The organism is Mucilaginibacter sp. CSA2-8R (assembly GCF_038806765.1).
GTDB lineage: Bacteria > Bacteroidota > Bacteroidia > Sphingobacteriales > Sphingobacteriaceae > Mucilaginibacter.
In genome coordinates this window covers 4970174-4986617 of the sequence record NZ_CP152389.1, presented here as the reverse complement: position 1 = coordinate 4986617, position 16444 = coordinate 4970174, and the positions used below count along the sequence as shown (strand labels likewise).

The following is a 16444-nucleotide window of genomic DNA, read 5'->3' as shown; positions in this document are numbered from 1 at the left end:
TTGACTTTACACACCCATACTTATGCTACCAATAATAGAAGCTTCCGAACTTAAATCATTAAATAAAGATAGTTACATCTTAATAGATGCCCGCGGATTTGGCAATAGCCGCGAGCGCTACGAACAGGGGCATCTGCAAGGCGCATTGTATATTGACTTAGACGAACTGGCGGCTCATCCCGAAAATCCGGCTTTTGGCGGACGCCATCCTTTGCCATCGCTTCAGTATTTTACAGCGTTGCTCGGCCGTTTAGGTATTACGTCGCAAAGCCATGTGATTGTTTATGATGATAAAGGTGCGGCCAACCCTGCTGCCCGTTTTTGGTGGATGCTGAAAGCCATTGGTCATCAAAAAGTGCAAGTATTAAACGGCGGACTGCAAGCGGCTGTTAAAGCTGGTTTAACAGTTACTACGGATGTTCCTTCAACGCCCGAACCTGCAACATACCAGGCTGCACATGATTTTACCGGCATGGCAGTTTTAGAAGAGGTATCTAAAGCGGTACAAAGCCCAGATAATATAGTTATTGACGTACGCGAAGCACCCCGCTATTTAGGCCGCACAGAGCCGCTTGATCTGGTTGCAGGGCATATTCCAGGCGCTATCAATGTGCCATACATCTCTAACATGAATGCGGAAAACCAATATTTACCAGCCGAAGAGTTAAAAGCAAACTACAAAAAAGTGCTTAACGGCAAGCAGCCTGAGCAGGTTATTGTACATTGTGGTTCGGGAGTAACGGCCTGCCATACCTTACTTGCGCTTGAACAGGCAGGGTTACCGGGCGCTAAGCTTTACGTAGGATCATGGAGCGAATGGTCGCGCAGGGATTTACCTGTTGGTACCGAAGAGGTATAACTTTAATAGATTGCATTAAATATTTTTTATATAAAAAAGCCCGGGAAATCAGTCACGAAACCCGGGCTTTTATTTTAGTAGCGGCCGTAATTACTATCGTACGGGCCACGGTGCCATCCGCGATCATGGTGGCCGCGGTCACGATGCCTGCCACGACGATCATTAGATACCATACAACTGCTTAAACTGCTGATTAACGAGGCTACTAACGCTATGCTTAAAATGGTCTTTTTCATAATCAATTACATTGTATATATGGTTTAGAGACATAACTATGCCAATGGATTAATTTGTAATGCGGATGTTACAATTGGTACACATTATGACATTAACGCATTGCTTTAATTAAATTATTAAGCACTTTTGTAGTTTAGTTTAAACTGCATTTTATGAATAAAGCACTACTTTGTTTGTTTTTATGTTTGAGTGTTTGCCAAGCTTTATTTGCTCAAACAGATAGCAGTGTTACTCCATCAGTTATAAAAACGCTGACTTTAAAACAGTACGCTGATTATAAAAAGGGGCCTGCGCTGGCCGAAATGGCCCTGCCGGCAACCATGAATGGTTATCCAATGCCCGATGAGGTGTTAAAGTACAAAAAGGAACTTAAATTATTGCCGGTGCAGGTAACCCGCCTTACAGAAATAAGCAAGTACCTGCAGCTTAAAAAAACAGAAATAGGACAGTCTGTTTTACGCAACGAGAAAAAGCTGGATGAAATGTTCAGTACCAAAAAGCTCGACGAAGGCAGCATTACTTTTTATGGCAACCGTTATGGATTATACGAAGGAGAATACCGCACCTCTGTTTTAACGGCTTGCTATAACACCTATAATTCGTTGACTCAACCGCAGCTTACCAAGTTTTGGCAGCTTAAAAACCAGAAATAAGATTTCTACGTTCAATTTACTTAACTTAGCCCCCCGTTACAGAGGATTATGAAGATTACGTTTGATTTTGAAAAGCCATTGGCTGATTTGCAGCAGCAAATTGAAAAAATAAAACAGGCAGAAGAGAAAACTAAGGTAAATATGTCGGCTACGATAAATGAGTTGCAAGACAAGTTTGACGACACGAAGAAACAATTATATACTAACCTTACCGGCTGGCAAAAGGTGCAGATTTCGAGGCATCCGGACAGACCCTATACATTACAGTATATTGAGCTGATGTGTGATGATTTTATTGAACTGCACGGCGACCGTAATTTTGGCGACGACAAAGCCATTATTGGCGGTTGGGGATCAATAGGGGGGCAAACCGCGATGTTTATTGGTCACCAGAAAGGGCGTAACACTAAAGATAGGCAGTACCGTAATTTCGGTATGGCTAACCCTGAAGGTTACCGCAAAGCGTTGCGCTTAATGAAAATGGCCGAAAAATTTAACAAGCCTGTTATTACATTAATTGACACGCCGGGTGCTTATCCGGGTCTGGAAGCTGAAGAGCGCGGACAAGGTGAGGCCATTGCCCGTAATATTATGGAGATGTCGGTGCTTAACGTGCCCGTTATTTGTGTAATTATTGGCGAAGGCGCATCAGGCGGTGCTATTGGTATTGGTGTGGGCGATAAAGTTTATATGCTTGAACATACCTGGTACTCGGTTATCTCTCCAGAATCTTGTTCATCTATTTTATGGCGCAGCTGGGATTATAAAGAACGTGCTGCTGAGGTATTAAAACTAACCTCGAGCGAAATGTTCAAAAACAAGCTGATAGATGGGATCATTAAAGAACCGCTGGGTGGTGCACACCAAGATCCGGTGGCGATGGCTGCAATCGTAAAAAAACAACTGATTAAAGATATCAAAGCGTTAAAAGACCGTAATATCGAAGAACTGGTAAGTGAACGTATCGACAAATTTTGCGCTATGGGTGTGGTAATTGATGATGAGTCTGCCGATCCTGCTGCAGCGCCGGTTACTGAACAGGCACAATAATATAGTCGACTATAACTGCTAATAAGTAGGATTAAAAGTTGCATTGGCTCACAAAAGCCATAAAAAAGATAAGAGCCCGGTAATACTGGGCTCTTATCTTTTTTATCTTGATGTAATTAATGGTGTTAACAAGTTCTTGCTTATACTGTTGTCTGAATGATATGCCATGTTTGATGCTATCTTACATTACACACGACGAAGGAGCTACTGATATTTTTTGATATCCATAATTTGCTCTGGCGCAGAAACAACCATTTCTGGGCGATTTTTAAAGAGAGTAACCTCCCCATAAAAGCATACCGGTTTGCCCTTCATTAAGGCCGGATTAACTTTTACTGCATCACCTTTGATAGTTACGGTGAGGTTTTGTTGAGGGTAACGGCCGCCTAAGTTGAGTAAGGTAGTGGTTGGATTTACCACTCTAAAATCATAAACAGTATCACACACGGCCAACTTTTGGCCAACCTGGGCCGAAATATTTTTGCTGCTTTGAGGTTTGGCAAAATGCGCAGCTTCGGCAGTTTGTGCCTTAACGCTGCCTGCCGTTAAGAATAAGACAAACGCCGGTATCAATCCATATTTCATATCCCAAGTTTAAAAATTTATTGCAATATCGTTTCTACTCTGTTAATGAGCTGATCAATATCAAAAGGCTTGGCTATAAACGCGCTCGCACCAGCTTCCTGAGCAATTTTTTGTCCTTCTGTACTGGCGGATATCACAATGACCGGCAGATCTTTTGTATCCGGGTTACTGCGCAGCATTTTTAACACCTGGTCGCCCGAGAGTACTGGCATCCATAAATCCAATAATAATAAATCGGGCTTTTCCTTTTCAATCAAGCCGGACACGTTAAGGCTATTGCTTTCTGCAATTACCTGAAAACCGCTGTCTTCCAGCACAAACGAAACCATATCCAGGATGCCCTCGTCATCATCACAAACTAAAACTTTTTTATTCATCATTCTTCCTTTCGTTTAACGGAAGTGTGAAACTAAAAGTTGAGCCTTTTCCTTTTTCACTCTCTACCCAAATGGTACCGCCATGTTTTTTAATTACCTGTTCACATACATATAAACCGATACCCATACCCGGGAAATGTTGCTGAATATCGCCTACGCGATAAAAACGCTCAAATATATTTTTTTGATCTTCAATGCTGATGCCCATGCCGTAGTCAGTTACTGATACTTTTAAAAAATCGCTTACCAGCGAAGCATACACTATAATTTTATGCGCATTGGGCGAGTACTTAATAGCGTTTGATAACAGATTATTAATTACCTGTACCAGTTGCAATTCGTCTCCAACATAGTTATTTACGGAGGTGCCCTTTATTTCAATATCAAATTCTTTATTGGCAGCCTGCATACCTTCAACAGTATCATGCAGCATCCTGTCAAAATCAAAAGGCTCTTTATGTAATTCAATTTTTCCGTTTTGTATACGCGATACATCCAGTAATTCACCGATGAGCAAGTTTAAACGCTCTACATAAGTGCTGGTTTTTTTAACAATGTTTTTAAACTTATCGTCGGCTGCATCAGGCATAAACCGCTCCATCATCTGCACATAGCCTTTAATGGTAGTTAGCGGTGTTTTAAGTTCATGACTGGCAATAGATAAAAAATCATCTTTACGGCGTTCAATATCCCGCCGCTCGGTTATATCCTCAATGGCAATTAATATCCTGTCTTTATACTGCCCTTCCAGCTCGATACGATGAGCGTTAACCAGCATAGTTTTACGGCCAATCTGCGGAAAATTATGTTCTACTTCAAAATTTTCGACCGGATTATTGGTAGGTAAAATTTGCTCTAACAACTCTTTAAGCTTGGGAATATCCCATTGTCCGTTACCTAAATCATACAATAGCTCACCTTCGGTTTCTGATGTTGATACCTTGAAAGTGCGTAAAAAATGCTCGTTTACGCTCAATACCTTAAATTCCGGATTTAAAACAATCAGGCTTTCTCGTACGGTTTGATATATGCTCGACAAGTATTCTTCACTTTCCCTAATGACCCTTGTACGCTCCTCTACTTTGCGCTCTAAGCTCTCCTGTTCTTGTAGTAAGTCCTGCTGCGCTTTTTTACGTTGAGTAATATCGTGCTGCACGCCAATAAAATAGGTAATGTTACCTTGCTCATCTTTAATGGGTGATAAGTACAGTTCGTTCCAAAATAAAACACCACTCTTGGTATAATTCCTGATCTCTACTACGCTATCCTTGCCTTCGGCAATGGCATTTTTTAATATTTTCCGCTCTTTTTGATTACGGTCATCTTTTTGCAAAAAACGACAATTACGACCAATAATCTCGTTACGCACATAACCGGTCATCTTTTCGAATGCAGCATTACAATAAATGATAGGGTTATCGGGCTGTTGATTATCTGAAATAATAATACCCGATATACTTGCATCTACCGCTTTAGTAAGTAGCTCAAAATCGCGCTGTAGACTTTCGTGAGAAAAAGAAAAGTTTTCGTTAGTAAAGCTGTCCAACTTATAAAACCGTTTTAAATATTACAAACGCAGGTATCTGCAAACATGAAAGCTTAACATATTTGCTTGGTATCCTGTACAATTAAATGTAAGATGATTAACTATTTTGTATGCTAAATGTTTGAACTTTTAATGCTTTAACACAGTATAAAAAACTTTAAGATAATTTAAATTGACTTTTAATAAAGCTAATTTAAGGTGTTGATTCGTATCCCAAATACTTCTTTTAAAGCCCGCTTTGCAGCATAGTAACCGCACATACCATGTACACCGCCACCCGGCGGCGTTGACGACGAACAAATGTATACCCCCTTAGCCGATGTTCGATAAGGCGACCACCTCAATGCCGGCCTGGTAAACAGTTGTGCAATATCTAACTGTCCGCCATTAATATCGCCACCCATATAATTGGGGTTGTATTCTTCCATTTGCCGGGTATTCATGGTGCTGCGGGCAATAATACATTGTTTAAAACCGGGGGCAAAACGCTCCACCTGGCTTTCAATAATGTGGGTCATATCTTTTTCAGATCCATGTGGTACGTGGCAATAAGCCCAGGCCGTATGCTTACCTTTAGGTGCCCGGCTATTATCAAACAAACTTTGCTGTGCAAATAATACGTACGGCTGCTCCGGATGGTTGCCTTTAGACGTACTTAATTCTGACGATGCTATCTGCTCAAAACTACCGCCCAAATGCAAGGTGCCGGCGCGCCGGCATTCCGGGGCGGTAAAAGGCACAGGCTCATTAAGCGCCCAATCTATTTTAAACACGCCCATGCCGTACCGGTAACGAGCCAATTGTTTTTTATACACCCACGAAAACCGGTGACCGGCAATCTGTAGTAATTGCCGCGGCGTAACATCAAACAATACAGCATGCGCCGAAGGCAACTGGCTCATATTGCTGATAAATATTCTGGTTTCAATTTTGCCGCCTATTGATTTAAAGTAGCCTGCCATTGCATTGGCTATTTGCTGTGAACCGCCTTTAGGCAATGGCCAGCCTTTAATATGCCCTTGCGCCAACAACACCAAAGCTATGGCAGCTGTGGTTAAATTACCTAAAGGCTGTATGGCATGTGCCGCCATACCTGCAATAAGAGCCCGGGCAGGCGTACCGGCAAACAATTTAGCCAAAGCAGTAGCCGGCAGCAATGCCTTAGCGCCAAACTGTGCCATAGCCAGCGGATGTTTGGGCCAATGTAATGGCCCCAATACATCAGGTGCAATAGCATTCCATGATTTTATTAGGGGCTGCACCAACTTTAAGTAAGCCTGCTCATCAACACCCAGATGTCGGGCGGTATCATTTACCGAATGGGTAAGCATGGCAGCAGTACCGTCATCTAACGGATGTGCGGCTGCTACATCAGGATAAATATACTCCAGGCCAAATTGCGCTAAAGGTAGCTTTGTTAAGAATGGAGAGTTGGCTCCTAAGGGATGAATTGCCGAACAAATGTCATGCTTAAAACCGGGTAATGTTAGTTCGGCTGTACGTAAGCCACCACCAATACTCTCTTTACCTTCTATAATAAGCACCCGCAACCCTTGCTGTTGCAAAAGTATGGCAGCAGCAAGCCCGTTAGGGCCCGAACCTACTATTACAGCATCATAATCTGGTTGGTTAATGGGCATAACTAAGCCTTGAGGAAATCATATAAACAAGGCTTTTCTAATAACCAGAAAAGCTACTGTTTGTGTAAGATTTATTTGTTCTGTTATTCTGCTGTTAAACGTTTAAGCCAAGCTACTAAATCTTGTGCAGCCTTGTCATTTTCAAAACCGTATTTAGCAGGCAGGCGGCCGTTGGTATATTCGTTATACAACCAAGGGTCGGCAATGGCTATGGCAGTTCCTTTACCGTATTGGGCTGTTGCAATCAGGGTAGCCCCGGCAGCATTTTTTAAAACAGGTTTGGCATTGCCGGTGGTGCTGATGGAGCACACATCTTTCATGTAAATTTTACCTGCGGTTTTAAACACCGGATTGTTTTTGATGATAATACCTCCATCTTCAAAATGGTTATCGTCTACCACATGGTTCTGTAAATCGTTATTGAAGTTAAAACCAAAGGTGTTAGCCAGCTTATTAAAATGAGGCAACTCAACGTTAGCACTGTCATTAGCAAACATGACCAATATGCCACCCTGCTTTACCCAAGCAGCAATGTTTTTTACATCTGTGGGCTGGATATAGTTAGGGTTGGGACTTTCTTTTTTACTGTCGGGGTCAACGATGATGTAAACACTGGTGCCTTTAAGGTTTGTTGCTGTAGGTGCATTTTCGAGTGATTTTAGCTTAAATCCCTGAGACTTGAAGTTTTCGCCTAAAATAGAGTAACCGTTATTGTCGGTTTCTTCCCACAAATAGTGGAAACGTTCGGGCTCACCTTTGCTGTCTTTATGAGCTTCGTGATTAAAATAATAATCCAGGGTAACCGTTTGGGCGTTGGCCTCAAAAACAAACAATGCTGATGAGAGCGCCAAGCTGTAAATTAAAGTTGTTTTCATGATGGGACAGGTGTTGTTAGGGTGCCGGCTAAGCTAAATAATTTTACGGCATTTTAGCAGCTGGCATCAAGCATCCTTCTTATCGTCAGGTGGTGATGAATTTTTTTGTAAATTCTGCATGCGTTTTTCGGCTTTTTTACCTCGTCACCTTCGCTAATGGAGGCTTCTGTTTCTAAATTTTTTTACTGATTTACCTTCTGATCAGTATTGATATCACCTTCTTTTTTATGCTGATTAGCGGTCATAACTAACAAATTTTATTAATGTTAAAGTATCGTTTCCTCATAAATACGTGGAAACCCAACAAACAAACTTTAAGTGTAAAATATAGATTTTAAAGAACGGATTAAATTTAATCGCTCTATAATTAAAACCAACCAATATTATTATTGTTGACTTACCAATAATATAAAATACATATACCATGGAATCTACCACAAAAGCAACAGAAGTAATAAGTGATTTAATTGAAATCAATAACGACCGTGCTGACGGTTTTACACGCGCTTTAAAAGATTTAGGCGATGGCGATTTTGATTTAAAAACATTATTTGAGCAATACAGCACTCAAAGCCGTGAGTTTGCACAAGAATTAACTGCATTAGGCGTACAACATGGTGCCGATACTGATACAGGTAACAGCGCATCAGGTACATTACACCGCGCCTGGATCGAAGTAAAAGCATTGTTTTCAGGTCATGACCGTAAAGCAGTTTTACAAGAGTGTGAGCGCGGCGAAGATGCCATTAAAAAAGCATACCGCGAAGCGTTGATGCCAGAGAGCGAATTGTCATCAGAAGCTATCCAACTGCTTACCCGCCAGTCACAGGCAATCAATGAGTCGCATGATCGCATTAAGGCATTACGCGATAGTGCAGAGTAATTAACTGCTCAACACGATAATAAGTAAAAAGGCTGCTCTTTAGTTAGAGCAGCCTTTTTGCCTTTATAGCAAATGCTGTAAATTCTCAACATCTATACGCCGCTTTTAATATTTGGAACGGTAATTGGTAAATTACAGACAACCAACATTTAATATTATGGCAACTAAAGAAAAAAAAGGATCGTGCTGGGAAGGATACGAAAAGAAAGGCACCAAAGAAAAAAACGGTAAAACTGTACCTAATTGTGTAAAGTCATCTTCAAAAAAGAAAGACTAATCAATGAGGCATTTATTATAGAAAGCTCGTTTTGTGTTTAACAAAACGAGCTTTCTAGCTTTAATCAGTCGCTGATGAACCGGTCGTGTTTTTAATTTTATTCTCCTGCACATTAAAAGTTCTTAATTGCGCTATGGCTTGCTGCACTCCGGCTATATCTTCGGGATGATCTTTAAATAATTGATGCAGCCCTTCGGCATCTTCAAAATGAGTAATCAGGTGTTGCTGCAACTCTTTGTCCATGTACATAAATTGCTCTTTTTGTAGTTTACACAACAGCTCGCAGTAACTTTTATCAGAGAGCTTATATTCACCAAACTTTTGCGGGTGGCCGGTATCTAAATTAATATCGGTTAAAAGCAATCCTTGCTGATCCCAGGTTTGCAGAGCTGTACCGTATTTTCGAATAATGGTATCAAAAACACTTACAAAGCGTTTTTCGCCCTGCTGGCCGGGATAAACAAATTTCAACGTTTTTAAAGGCCCAATTTTGGGTAAGATCCGGATTAAAAAAGCTAAAGCGCGGGCTTTGAAATCGGGTTTGGAACTACCGTCGCTGCCAAACTCGGTCCGGTACATGCGGCTGCTCATTTTGTATCTAAAAGTGCGTTTGGTGGCTTTAGTATTTACTTTAACAATTTCATCTCTCTTAGATTTCCAGGCCTGCCTGGTCATGGCAGGGAACAGGTTTTTCACTCCCCAGCGCATAATAGATACGCTCGACTCAAAATTTTTAAACAGTGAGCTTAAATCCTGCCCGTAAGTTTTTAAAAACGCCCGTTGCAGCGGCTCTTTAGCAATATTAAACCCAATAAAATCATGATAGGCAACCGAGGCATAATTACTGCGGCCTACCTGCACTACGTCATAAGCAAATTCCATCCGGCTGTGCGATAGGTGGTCTTCGTCATATGTAACTACATTGCCAAATTTAGCTTTTAGCTTAGGATATAGTTCGGGCACGGTAACGTTGGTAGCCATGCTATGGCCGTACTGGTCGGCTATGTAATGCGACAAGGCACCCAAGGCAAAAGCGTACTCATTGAGGCTATGTTCTTCGTGAAGCAGGTTAGTAATAAAATCGCCGCTACGTACGTAATGCATCAAATCGGTAAAGTAGGCATTACCACCGGGCATGTAACCAATATCAAGCACCAGACTGCCGCCATAGGCGTATGAGTGCGCCTTAATCAGGTCATCCAGCGTGGCATCGGGGTATTTTTTAAGAAGTATCTTTTTTAGTGTTAAATCCCACTCGGCATCAATAATAGCTTCATGAGCTAATATAGAAAAACTCTGCCCACGCAGCGGCACAAGCATCATCACTACAACAGCAAACAATGCAGACAAAATATTTTTAATAGAGAACATGTTATTTTGAGTATCGTACAAAGAGTGGAACAACAATTATTACAATCATTGTGTTTGATACGACCAAACAGTGTAAGATGTTACTTATATCAGCTTGTCTGATATATTTTATGTAAGTTGTTACTTAATAGGTGATTAACGAGAGTATTCAACATAAAAAAGGCCGGTTGCCCGGCCCATTTTATTATTATAAACTATTAATCCACTTTACTAACTCATCGCGGCTCTTACCCGTTTTTTGCTGTAGCTTACCCAGCATTTCGTCGTCTTTGCCTTCTTCGTGAGTTAAATCATCTTCGGTGAGGTCGCCATAGGCTTGTTTAATTTTGCCTTTAAGCTCGTTCCAGCCTCCCTTTAATTCCAGCTTATCCATAACGTTTCGTATTAAGTATGTTTTTACAACAAGCTGGCTAACGTTTGGTTTTTGTTAGACGTTTGTTGCACAAAAATTTAAGCTAAAATTAGGCTTTACGATGTATGACCAGTTTTTTGTTTTGTACCCGTGCAATATTGTCCATATACTGCTGCATCTCGGTATACTTACCAGCCGGAACAACTTGCTTGTTTAATTTAAAAGTTACCTTACTGGTTACCTGATTTTTGGCTGTATCGTAAGCATAAGAAGCCTCGTAAGTGCCATAACTAAATTTAAGGCTCACATTCTCCGGTACCGACTCGGCTTCAAACCCTTCGGGTAAATTAATTACGGTGGTACAAGACTTTTGCATTGGGTGATCAAAATAAAAATCGTTGCGGCGTTTATCTAACGCAGGCAGGGTTAATTGCCATAAGTCAAATACCCGCGGGCGGTAAAACTTTTTGTTACCGGCAGATACCTCTGCAAAAGTGTCGTACTCCAGGTCAAAGTTTACTTCTTTAATGCCAGCACTGTCGGCTCCTAACTTTACCTCAAAAACGGAGGGCTGCTTAAAGTTGAGCGATCTGATAAGGTATTCTTTTTGTTTATCCTGACTGATGGATGGTAACCCACCTACAAACAAATCACGATACTCTCCCGAGCTTTTGATTTTAACGCTGGCAATAGCACCGCCATCTGCATCTAATTTAACCTGCACCAGGCTATTAAATTGGTTGTCGGCCGTAGTACTCTTCGGCGTATTAACCAATTTGCCACCTTGTTCGGTAACCAGTAGGGCATTACGGTTTTCGGTAAACGCACCAAGTTTGCCATAAGGCTGCGTAGAGCTGGTGCACTCCAGCCACGTCGTGTCGTTTTTAAAGGGTATGCATAAAATTACGTGATTAAACGGATCGGCAGGAAAGTCCAAATCAGCAGGCTCTTCATTAGTACCCGCATTTACCATAGCATAGTGCGAACGTATGCCAACTGCTTTTAGTAGTGCATACATATAATTGGTTAATGCCTTACAGTCGCCATACTTTTTCTGATCTACAAAACCGGCAGCAAAAGGCTTTAAACCGCCAATACCCAATTGTATGCTTACATAACGCATATTTTGCTGCACATAATTGTATAAAAACCGGGCCTTTTCCTGGTCGGTTTTTAAACCGGAAGTCATCTGTCTAATTTCTTGCTCTCGCTGCGGACTTAAAGAACAAACATCGGTGTTAAGCGCCAGCTGCCATTGTCCGTAGTTTTGCCAATTACTAATATCGCCGGGCAGGCCACTGTACTCAAATTTATTGGCGGCAAAAGCAATGCGTGGAGTAACGGCCCAGCCAGGAACGTCTTCTTCGGGAGTTTGTGCCTTTAAATTACTCACCTGCCAGGTGTAAATATCATTTTTACCGTCCGACTGCTTTTGAGGCTGCAAACGTGTGTTTTTATTTTTATACCTGAAACCAACCTGAGGGTTAATTACAAACTTATAGGTTGCCTGCTGTACCGCTGTTTCGAGCGGCTGAACGTTCCACTCAAATAAGTCAAGGTAACTATTCATGGTAGTTTCGTAAATCAGCTCTATGGTTGACGGGTAGCTGGCAATACGATGCTGCAAGGATGCTATACGATAGTCGGTAATAATGGAAATTCCATCTGCAGCAGACTGGTCGTAAGCATCGCTTTTGGTGTATTTTTTTATCAGCTTGCCATCAGCACCATAAGCCAGCAACTGCATCGTGCCAATGCTGCTAAAATGCTTGTCGTAGCTTTGTACAAGCTGCGCATATTTGTCACCTTTTTCGTTAAGTATGGTTACCAAGCTGTGATGCTTTTTAACCAGCCGGCCTGGTGCACTAACTATTACTTCGGTATTGGCATATCTTATAACGGCATTGGCATCCTGCTTCAATGAATCGGGTAGAGTTGCTGCCAGATAAAGCTCCTTGGGGATACTTTTATCCTGAGCGTTTAACACAAAGGTGTTTGCGGTTAATACTACCAACCACAAACACGCAGTTTTAACTTGCTTAATAAACATTACTGATTACGACTTTTTAAGTACCACCTGCTCGTTTAACATCTCGTACATGCGCTTATAAAACTCCCGCAGGTCGGGGTAGCTATCTTTGAAATACAAAGGTTTCTCATAATTGATAATGTACCTTACTACTATGGTACCATCATTTGCAGCTACCGTTCTGCGGCAGGTAATGCTTTTGTCGGGCATTACGAGGCTTATGTTTTGAGGCAGCGCATCGGCCTTATAACCTTCCGGTACTTTATATAAACCGGTTATATTATAAAAGCGGGTATGGCCAAAATCAATATTACTCACGCGGTTTTCGCTCAAAAACGGATTGGCTTTGAAAGAAGAAAACAGGTTAGGGCTAAAATAAATATAATCTTTATCTGAGCCGGTTAGCTCCTGTTTAAAGGTGATGTTTTGATTTAAAGGCAGTGTATCCACCTCCATATTGTCGAGCTTAAGAGAGCTTATACTCAAAGTATTGTTGTTATCGCGCAGGTAATCAATATATTTTTTCTCGCCGTTGGTTTTATAATTTTCAACACGGTTAAAGCGGTCATAGCTGTAGCTGCTGATGCTGGCCGTGCCGTCCATTTTACCATCCGGCGAAATTTGTGCATTTACCAGTACTACTTGTTTTACCGGTGTAGCACGTGTAAGATGTATCAGATCGTAAGTTTTATTTTCTTTATCAATACATAAACCGTAAGATCCAAGCAGGTTGGCTGGAGTTTCCTGGTAACAGTTGTATTTACCGGTAGCATCAAGAATGTAACGCTTGGTGCTGTCAACAGGTATATACACTACAGCACGGTTAAACTGGTATAAAAACGAGTAGGCTGGGTTTACCATACCATGCTCGCGGGTGCTTACCACCATCGGGTAAGCTTTAACTCCCGATTGTTTTAGTAAGTGATATAAAATCAAATTAACCTCGGTGGAGTTGCCTATCTTTTTTTCCCAGGCTTTAACAGTACCATCGTTAGTGTACCAGCGGTCAATACTGTTCCATTTCATGGCGTTTTTTACTTCGTTAAAAACATAGGCAATTTTTTCATTGTCTGTTTTTAAGGTTTTGGCTTTGTCAATGATGGCGCTTTCGCCAAGAAGCTTGCGTTTTAACTGAGAGCCAAAATCTTCGTCGTCAGCTAAAGTGCCACCTACTTTAGCCCAGGTGTCTGAAAAATTACGGGTAAAGCCTGCCGGCGGCATAAATGAGGTTAAATGAAAATACAGGCCCTGCATATTATCAATCTCCGATGACATGAAAGGCTCATGTACCACCGATGGCACATTGGCCATTACGTATTGAGTGACGTTTTGCGAAAAAATTAGAGGCGTGTTCGATCCATTACTAATGGAACGCGACTCAATACTGCGGTTAAATTTAGTAAACGGCTGTCCGTTACGCTGCTGTAGGGTAAAATAGAACCACTCAGGTATACTGGTAATTAGTTCGCTGTAACGGATAGGTACAGTTGACTGGAAATACCATTCGGGCAAATAGCTCATCGAGTTGATGGTTTGCTTGTATTTGTACTCTATAACTGATCCGGCTTTTACGTTCGGGAATGAAAACACCATAGCCATCCGGCTTTTATCTACGTTTTCCGTAAAAATCTGCTTCTTGTCCAGCTTGGTTGTTTCAATTTTTCCGTTTACAAGGTTAAATATCTCGCCCTGTAATCCGGTAATAAATTCGTAGCGGTTGCCGCCGTAATACTCTATCCTAATGTCTGCCTGTTTTTTTCCGGCATCCGAAAAAATTTTGACGCGCTTATGCCGCTCAACAACGATATTTAAATTATCATCGTAATAAAGTTCGGCCTTGTCTGATAGTACCATAGCATTGGCATCTTTTTCAAAGTCGCAGGTTTTTAATTCCAGATCGGCAATGTCAATTTTACCGTAAGTAGGTGCATTAGAAACGATTTTTTGTGTTTGGGCCAAGGACATTGCCCACGAAAAGAGTGCTAAAAGCAGCAAGGTAAGGTTTTTTTGCATATAATTATAATAAGGTTACGCTGTACTAATATATGTATTAACTGTTTATTAGAAAAAGATTAAAACATTATTAGTATTAAATTGTAAGTCGAAGCATTTATACGCTATACCACATTAAAAAGATATTAAAATGCAGGTTTGCTGTATAATTAACGTTTTGCCTGCACGTTAAATAGCAGTAAGTGGAGTACGTAAACTGTATTGAACTTGCAAGAAAAATATTAATATATCCAGATAAATATTATCGTAATAAATCTACTTTATTGATTGCGTTATGGATAATACAAGGCTCATTAAACACTTGTACGCACGGGCCGGATTCGGCATCAACTACAATGAACTGCAGACGCAACACAACTGGAGCCCTAAAAAGGCTGTAAAAAGAATATTTAAGGATGCTGAATCAAATGCTCCACTTGTTGCAGTTACCGAAAATTTGGATTTAAACCCCATCAAAGATCCAACTGAAGAGCAACGTAAGGCATTGCAAGAAAAACGTAACCAGCAAGAAAAAGCATTAAACATTGCCTGGATGCAACAGCTTAGCACCAGCAAAGCGCAACTGCGCGAGAAGATGACGTTGTTTTGGCATAACCATTTTGCCTGCAATATTGGTAACTATTATTATCAGCAAGAGCTTAATAACATACAGCGTACCTACGCCCTTGATAATTTTAAAACACTGCTTACTAAAGTATCTCAATCGCCGGCTATGCTGCAGTTTTTAAATAACCAGCAAAATACCAAAGCGCACCCTAACGAAAATTTTGCCCGCGAGCTGATGGAGCTGTTTACGCTTGGCCGCGGGCATTACACCGAGCAGGATATCAAAGAATCGGCCAGGGCATTTACGGGTTGGGCTTATAATAGTAAAAACGGGGAGTATACTTTTAGGCCCAACATCCATGATGAGAAGCCCAAAACGTTTATGGGCAAAACAGGTAACTTTTGCGGAGAAGATATTATCGACATCATCCTCAACAATAAACAAACTGCCCGTTACATCAGTACCAAGTTGTACCGTTACTTGGTGAACGAAATACCTGAGGATGCCCATGTAGATGAAATGGCGGGTATATTTTACCAATCGGGTTATGATATTAAAGCATTACTGGAGCATGTATTTACCGCACCCTGGTTTTACGAGGATAAAAACATAGGTAATCTAATTAAATCGCCGGTAGAATTACTGGCAGATTTGAACCGTAGGTTTAATATCAGCTATCAAAATCCTGATGTACTGATACAGTTTCAGCGCACGTTGGGTCAAATATTGTTCAGGCCGCCTAATGTGGCCGGCTGGCCAGGCGGACGCAGCTGGATTGATAGCTCATCGCTTATGTACCGGATCAAAATACCTTCAACAATATTAAATGCCGGCCTGATTGATTTTGCCGGAAAGGCGTCGCCCGAAGACGAAGCTTACCTGGCCTCACAACGCAAGCAGCAACTTAATGTAATTAAGCGGGTGCAGGCTCAGCCCGACTGGAATAAATTTTTGGAAAGCATCCCTCTAAAAGTGCCACACGAGGCAGTTGCCCAATATTTATTAGAGCCACCACTCAATCCCCGCATTATTGCCGAAATTAACCAGGCGCCAGATATTAAGGCTATGGTGATACAGGTAGTATCGACCCCCGAATATCAGTTATGTTAAATAGCACTAACGTGTATGGTGCAGTAATAAACGTTGACGG

General features: G+C 41.4%; 15 protein-coding genes. 5 read left to right on the top strand and 10 right to left on the bottom strand.

Translation table 11 applies throughout. The features are described from left to right. Positions 1 to 22: 22 nt before the first annotated feature. Positions 23 to 859 carry a sulfurtransferase gene (locus AAGR14_RS21205; protein WP_342646247.1) on the top strand — a complete coding sequence of 279 codons (837 nt, stop codon included), beginning with the start codon at positions 23 to 25 and terminating at the stop codon, positions 857 to 859. A 74-nt stretch (positions 860 to 933) separates the two neighbouring features. On the opposite strand, the gene AAGR14_RS21200 is transcribed toward AAGR14_RS21205, so the two are convergent. Continuing rightward, entirely contained in the window at positions 934 to 1095 is a 162-nt protein-coding gene (locus AAGR14_RS21200) for a hypothetical protein (RefSeq protein WP_342646246.1), read from the bottom strand. A 153-nt stretch (positions 1096 to 1248) separates the two neighbouring features. Here AAGR14_RS21200 and AAGR14_RS21195 point away from each other — a divergent pair, with 153 nt between their 5' ends. Both AAGR14_RS21195 and AAGR14_RS21190 read left to right on the top strand, forming a co-directional pair. Beyond that, complete coding sequence (locus tag AAGR14_RS21195) at positions 1249 to 1749, top strand: hypothetical protein (RefSeq protein ID WP_342646245.1); 501 nt, start codon at positions 1249 to 1251, stop codon at positions 1747 to 1749. Positions 1750 to 1797: 48 nt separating this feature from the next. Further along, positions 1798 to 2799 (top strand): acetyl-CoA carboxylase carboxyltransferase subunit alpha, encoded by a 1002-nt coding sequence (locus AAGR14_RS21190; protein WP_342646244.1) that lies wholly within the window; start codon positions 1798 to 1800, stop codon positions 2797 to 2799. Positions 2800 to 3003: 204 nt separating this feature from the next. On the opposite strand, the gene AAGR14_RS21185 is transcribed toward AAGR14_RS21190, so the two are convergent. From AAGR14_RS21185 to AAGR14_RS21165, 5 genes are all read right to left on the bottom strand, one after another. Further along, entirely contained in the window at positions 3004 to 3384 is a 381-nt protein-coding gene (locus tag AAGR14_RS21185) for a hypothetical protein (RefSeq protein ID WP_342646243.1), read from the bottom strand. Between the two features lie 17 nt (positions 3385 to 3401). Further along, positions 3402 to 3764, bottom strand: coding sequence for a response regulator (locus tag AAGR14_RS21180; protein WP_342646242.1), 363 nt, complete (start codon positions 3762 to 3764; stop codon positions 3402 to 3404). After that, positions 3754 to 5307 carry a PAS domain-containing protein gene (locus tag AAGR14_RS21175; protein ID WP_342646241.1) on the bottom strand — a complete coding sequence of 518 codons (1554 nt, stop codon included), beginning with the start codon at positions 5305 to 5307 and terminating at the stop codon, positions 3754 to 3756. The genes AAGR14_RS21180 and AAGR14_RS21175 overlap by 11 nt, the downstream gene beginning before the upstream one ends. A gap of 188 nt (positions 5308 to 5495) precedes the next feature. Further along, on the bottom strand, positions 5496 to 6947 hold the full coding sequence (locus tag AAGR14_RS21170) for an NAD(P)/FAD-dependent oxidoreductase (protein WP_342646240.1): 1452 nt from the start codon (positions 6945 to 6947) through the stop codon (positions 5496 to 5498). 83 nt (positions 6948 to 7030) lie between these two features. Beyond that, on the bottom strand, positions 7031 to 7822 hold the full coding sequence (locus tag AAGR14_RS21165) for a DUF4350 domain-containing protein (RefSeq protein ID WP_342646239.1): 792 nt from the start codon (positions 7820 to 7822) through the stop codon (positions 7031 to 7033). A gap of 424 nt (positions 7823 to 8246) precedes the next feature. On the opposite strand from AAGR14_RS21165, the gene AAGR14_RS21160 reads away from it, so the two are divergent. Next, entirely contained in the window at positions 8247 to 8705 is a 459-nt protein-coding gene (locus tag AAGR14_RS21160; protein WP_342646238.1) for a PA2169 family four-helix-bundle protein, read from the top strand. Between the two features lie 337 nt (positions 8706 to 9042). Here AAGR14_RS21160 and AAGR14_RS21155 read toward each other — a convergent pair whose 3' ends face one another. From AAGR14_RS21155 to AAGR14_RS21140, 4 genes are all read right to left on the bottom strand, one after another. Further along, entirely contained in the window at positions 9043 to 10353 is a 1311-nt protein-coding gene (locus AAGR14_RS21155; protein WP_342646237.1) for a zinc dependent phospholipase C family protein, read from the bottom strand. Positions 10354 to 10540: 187 nt separating this feature from the next. After that, entirely contained in the window at positions 10541 to 10726 is a 186-nt protein-coding gene (locus tag AAGR14_RS21150) for a CsbD family protein (protein ID WP_342646236.1), read from the bottom strand. A gap of 88 nt (positions 10727 to 10814) precedes the next feature. Beyond that, on the bottom strand, positions 10815 to 12755 hold the full coding sequence (locus AAGR14_RS21145) for a DUF3857 and transglutaminase domain-containing protein (RefSeq protein WP_342646235.1): 1941 nt from the start codon (positions 12753 to 12755) through the stop codon (positions 10815 to 10817). Positions 12756 to 12761: 6 nt separating this feature from the next. Continuing rightward, positions 12762 to 14747 carry a DUF3857 domain-containing protein gene (locus AAGR14_RS21140; protein WP_342646234.1) on the bottom strand — a complete coding sequence of 662 codons (1986 nt, stop codon included), beginning with the start codon at positions 14745 to 14747 and terminating at the stop codon, positions 12762 to 12764. A gap of 274 nt (positions 14748 to 15021) precedes the next feature. Between AAGR14_RS21140 and AAGR14_RS21135 the strand changes: the two genes are divergently transcribed. After that, positions 15022 to 16404, top strand: a complete 1383-nt coding sequence (locus tag AAGR14_RS21135; RefSeq protein ID WP_342646233.1) for a DUF1800 domain-containing protein — start codon at positions 15022 to 15024, stop codon at positions 16402 to 16404. Positions 16405 to 16444: the final 40 nt, after the last annotated feature.